Source organism: Streptomyces sp. NPDC057654 (genome assembly GCF_042800135.1).
Lineage (GTDB): Bacteria > Actinomycetota > Actinomycetes > Streptomycetales > Streptomycetaceae > Streptomyces.
This window is the reverse complement of the sequence record NZ_JBHVHQ010000724.1, coordinates 1-4,457: the sequence shown is the minus strand read 5'-3', so window position 1 is coordinate 4,457 and position 4,457 is coordinate 1. Positions and strand designations below refer to the sequence as shown.

The 4,457-nt window shown below is 67.4% G+C and carries 4 protein-coding genes; 2 read left to right on the top strand and 2 right to left on the bottom strand.

Features of this window, described 5'->3' with window-relative positions; all coding sequences use genetic code 11:
• The coding region (gene glgB / locus ACFU99_RS34495) for a 1,4-alpha-glucan branching enzyme (RefSeq protein WP_384399783.1) at window positions 1-2,323 on the top strand (2,323 nt) is incomplete at its 5' end.
• A gap of 73 nt (window positions 2,324-2,396) precedes the next feature.
• Here the strand turns inward: glgB and ACFU99_RS34490 are convergent.
• Together ACFU99_RS34490 and ACFU99_RS34485 are read right to left on the bottom strand one after the other, a co-directional pair.
• Window positions 2,397-2,618 (bottom strand): DUF397 domain-containing protein, encoded by a 222-nt coding sequence (locus ACFU99_RS34490; RefSeq protein WP_384399780.1) that lies wholly within the window; start codon window positions 2,616-2,618, stop codon window positions 2,397-2,399.
• The gene (locus ACFU99_RS34485) at window positions 2,602-3,441 is read right to left on the bottom strand and encodes a DUF5753 domain-containing protein (RefSeq protein ID WP_384399777.1); all 840 of its coding nucleotides are present in this window, start codon (window positions 3,439-3,441) and stop codon (window positions 2,602-2,604) included. The genes ACFU99_RS34490 and ACFU99_RS34485 overlap by 17 nt, the downstream gene beginning before the upstream one ends.
• A gap of 305 nt (window positions 3,442-3,746) precedes the next feature.
• Here ACFU99_RS34485 and ACFU99_RS34480 point away from each other — a divergent pair, with 305 nt between their 5' ends.
• Window positions 3,747-4,073, top strand: coding sequence for a hypothetical protein (locus ACFU99_RS34480; RefSeq protein WP_384399774.1), 327 nt, complete (start codon window positions 3,747-3,749; stop codon window positions 4,071-4,073).
• Window positions 4,074-4,457: the final 384 nt, after the last annotated feature.

Sequence of the window (4,457 nt, the reverse complement as noted above, 5' to 3'; positions counted from 1 at the left end):
GGCGGACACCGCACCGCCGACGCCGCGCGCCCCGCGGGCGGAGGAGGCGGCGGAGGCGGAGCCCGCGGTGCCTGCGGAGCCCGCGGTCCAGCCCCCCGCTCCCACGGCCACTGCCGGCAACGGCCGTGGCGTACGTACCGCTCCCCCGCTCGACCCCGAGGAGCGCCGACGACTGCTCGACGGCGCGCACCATGATCCGCACGCGCTGCTGGGCGCGCACCACGTGCGCGGGGGTGTCGCCTTCCGGGTGCTGCGCCCGTACGCGCGCAATGTGGCCGTCACCGCGAGGGGCCTGCGGGCGGACCTGATCCCCGAGGGCGACGGGCTGTTCGCGGGGCTGCTGCCGCTGCGCGACATCCCCGACTACCGCCTCCTGGTCACGTATGAGGATAACGAGATCGAGGTCCACGACCCGTACCGCTTCCTGCCCGCGCTCGGCGAACTCGATCTGCATCTGCTCGGCGAGGGCCGCCACGAGGAACTGTGGCATGCACTCGGCGCGCAGCCGATGACCTGGCAGAACGTCACCGGCACGCGGTTCACCGTATGGGCCCCGAATGCGCGGGGCGCGCGAGTCGTCGGCGATTTCACCTACTGGGACGGCACCGCCTCCCCCATGCGCTCGCTCGGCGGCACCGGCGTCTGGGAGCTGTTCCTGCCGGGCGTCGGCGAGGGCGCGCTGTACAAGTTCGAGATCACGCGCCCGGACGGCTCGCGCACCCTGCGCGCGGACCCGATGGCCCGTCGGACGGAGACCCCGCCGGCCAACGCGTCCATCGTGCACGCCTCGCACCACACGTGGCGGGACGAGGCATGGCTGATCCACCGCGCGAACCATCCCGTGCACGAGAACCCGTTCTCGGTGTACGAACTTCACCTCGCGTCCTGGCGGCCGGGCCTGACATACCGCCAACTAGCAGAACAACTACCTGCCTACGTGGCCGACTTGGGCTTCACGCACGTGGAGCTGATGCCGGTGGCGGAGCACCCCTTCGGCGGCTCGTGGGGCTACCAGGTCACGGGCTTCTACGCGCCGACGGCGCGGCTCGGCACGCCCGACGACTTCAAGTTCCTGGTGGACGCCCTGCACCGGGCCGGCATCGGCGTCCTCGTGGACTGGGTGCCGGCGCACTTCCCCAAGGACGACTGGGCGCTGGCCGAGTTCGACGGCCGCACGCTGTACGAGCACGAGGACCCGGCGCGGGCCGCGCACCCCGACTGGGGAACCCTGGAGTTCGACTACGGCCGCAAGGAGGTCCGTAACTTCCTCGTGGCCAACGCCGTGTACTGGTGCGAGGAGTTCCACATCGACGGCCTGCGCGTGGACGCCGTCGCCTCGATGCTCTACCTCGACTACTCGCGCGAGCCCGGCGAGTGGTCTCCGAACGCCAATGGGGGCCGGGAGAACCTGGACGCCGTCGCGTTCCTCCAGGAGATGAACGCGACGGTCTACCGCCGCTGCCCCGGCGTCGTCACGGTGGCGGAGGAGTCCACCGCCTGGGACGGCGTCACGCGCGCCACCCATCACGTGGGCCCCAGCGGTTTCGGCGGGCTCGGCTTCGGCCTGAAGTGGAACATGGGGTGGATGCACGACTCGCTGGAGTACGTATCCAAGGAGCCGGTGCACCGCAAGTACCACCACCACGAGATGACGTTCTCGATGGTCTACGCGTACAGCGAGAACTACGTCCTGCCGATCTCCCACGACGAGGTCGTGCACGGCAAACGCTCCCTGGCGGGGAAGATGCCCGGCGACTGGTGGCAGCAACGAGCCAACCACCGCGCATACTTGGGCTTCATGTGGGCTCACCCGGGCAAGCAACTTCTCTTCATGGGCCAGGAGTTCGCGCAGGGCGCGGAGTGGTCCGAGGGCCACGGCCCCGACTGGTGGCTGCTGGATCCCTCCTACTCCGCCGAACCCGACCACCGGGGCGTACGCGACCTCGTCCGCGACCTCAACCGTACGTACGCGGCGACGGCCGCCCTCTGGCAACGCGACACCGACCCGGAGGGCTTCGCCTGGATCGACGGCGAGGCCAGCGAGGACAACGTCTTCGCCTTCCTCCGCTACGACGCGTCGGGGGACCCGCTGCTGGCCGTCTCCAACTTCTCGCCGGTGGTCCGGCACGAGTACCGGCTGGGCGTCCCGAAGGGCTTCACCGTCTGGCACGAGATCCTCAACACGGATGCCGCCCGGTATGGCGGCAGCGGCGTGACGAACGCCGACCCGCTGAAGGCGGAATCGGTAGCGGCGCACGGCCACCGGACGAGCATCCTGCCAGTGCTTCCGCCGTTGGCTACGGTGTGGTTGCGGCCGGTTTGATGTAGCGGAGCGTGGCGCGACGGGGCCTCGTACCTCGTACGGACATGGGGTCGGTACGAGGCCCGGTCGGCGCTCAACCGGAAAAGCTGCCGCCGTTGCCCTTGACGGCGGCTACGAAGGACGACCAGGCGGGCGCTTCGAAGATGATGGCTGGGCCGTGGGGGTCTTTGGAGTCACGGACGGGGACGCCGGCGGGGTGGCCGTCCGATACCTCGACGCAACCGCCTGACGTGCTCTCACTGTAACTCGACTTACGCCAAGCAGTCAGAGCCGATGCATCAGGAAACCGCTTCACCTTCGTACTCCTTCAGGTATCTACGAATCAGGTCGAGAGATTCCTCACCAGTGAGGGCCACTGAGCGCACAAAGTCAAACCTTCGCACCAGCTCCAGTACCCTCTTCGGAGCCTCTGACGATTCGCCGGAGTCGAAGCTCTCGATTGCGGTAATGTTCCCTCCGTTCGGCAGCGTGTGCAGGGTGAGACTCCCGCCCGCAAGAGGGTACGCACCTGCGGTGAACGGCAACACCTGCACCGTGATGTGGCGCCGGGCGGCGACCTGCGTCAAATGCTTGAGTTGCTCGGCCATGCACCTTGTACCACCGATTGGTCGCTTAAGTGCGGCTTCATCCATGATCCCCCAATAATAAGGTGGATTCTCCCGCTCAAGGATTCTCTGCCGTCGCAGCCGGGTAATCACCCGCTCGTCGATCTGGGCATCGAACTCCGTCAGGTAGTACTTGCAGAACAATTCCCGCATGTACTCGCGGGTCTGCAACAACGCTGGCACGAGGGTGCTGGTGAACACCTGAATTCGCTTAGCTTCCGGCTCCAGGCTCAGAACCTTCCGACTGAAGTCCGGAATCAGGGCGTCATGCGCCAATTCCAACAGTTCAGCCAGCACTCCGTCCGTGTCGAAGAACTCGTCCAACGTGTTCACGAGCGCTTCCGAGGGAAGCTGTTCCCCCAGCTCCACTCGGCCGAGGTAGCTGTGCGAGTACCCGCCCACCTCATCGGATAGCTGCCGCAGCGACAGCCCTTTCCGCTCCCGCAGCCGTCGCAGCCGCCGCCCCAGCCTGACTCGCGGACTGAGCTTGCCATTTTCGTCGTTCAACTCCATGAGTCGAACCTTTCTTCGCTTAACTCGGTGTCCACGCAGCCCATTTGGTGACGTGCCGAGCGTGCGCGCAACGCGCGCTTTCAGTAAAGGTGTTACCACACCGTTCCGACATCCGGGGCGGAATCTCGCGGTATTCGAATGTCATGTACGAGAGAGACCCCCGCGACCGCGGCAACGGCCCGGGGGCATGGCCATCAATCACACGGAGTTGACGACATGCACCACGGTATCGCCCACCCTTCCGCCTCCCCTACGCCCCCGCCTCCGTACCTGCGCAGCGCGCGCAGCGCCCTGGTGGTCGCGCGATGAACGGCACCCTGCGGCTGCTCCCGTGGTCGGACGAACGGGGGAATCCCTGCTACCTCAAGTCGCACAGCGGCACCGGCCGCGTTTCGCAGCTCGCCGACAGAATCGAGGCCGAACAGCTCTCCACGGGGGTTCAACTCCTCACTTTCGCAAGGGACATGCTCAAGAACGAACGCACGTCATCCATCGAACTCCGCTTTCTCGGAACGAGGTTGTCCGAGTCCCTGCACGACGCGTTGCGCGTAGCGGACAGCCGTGGAGCCCGGCTGCCCGTACTCGATGAACCGGACGACGAGGAGAACGAGCCCGACCCCAAACCCGTATAACCACGCGAGTCTCACAAAGCGCGGGGGTGGTCGGGTAGGGCGGTATTGCACCCGGCCGGGGTGCGACTTCCGCCTCGGACCCTCCGGGCCCAAAGCCCCGCCGGTGAGATGAAGCCGGATGGGAAGGGCCCCTGGAGTGCTGCCGCGCGGGGCGGCATTCGGCTCGGTCGACTACCAGCTTCGCCTCGGGCCCTCCGGACCCAGAACGCCAGCAGCGGGAGGGAGGGGGCGGGGCGGCTGTCGGTTTGCTGCCTGCGGCGGTGTTCGTGGCCAAGGTTCAGGCTGGCTCCGCTGCGCTGCGCCGCTGGCAGCTGCCGCGAAGTGGCCGTTGCGAGTTGCTCGGGTGCGGGCGCGTCTCGGACCCTGCGGGTCCACGGCGCATTC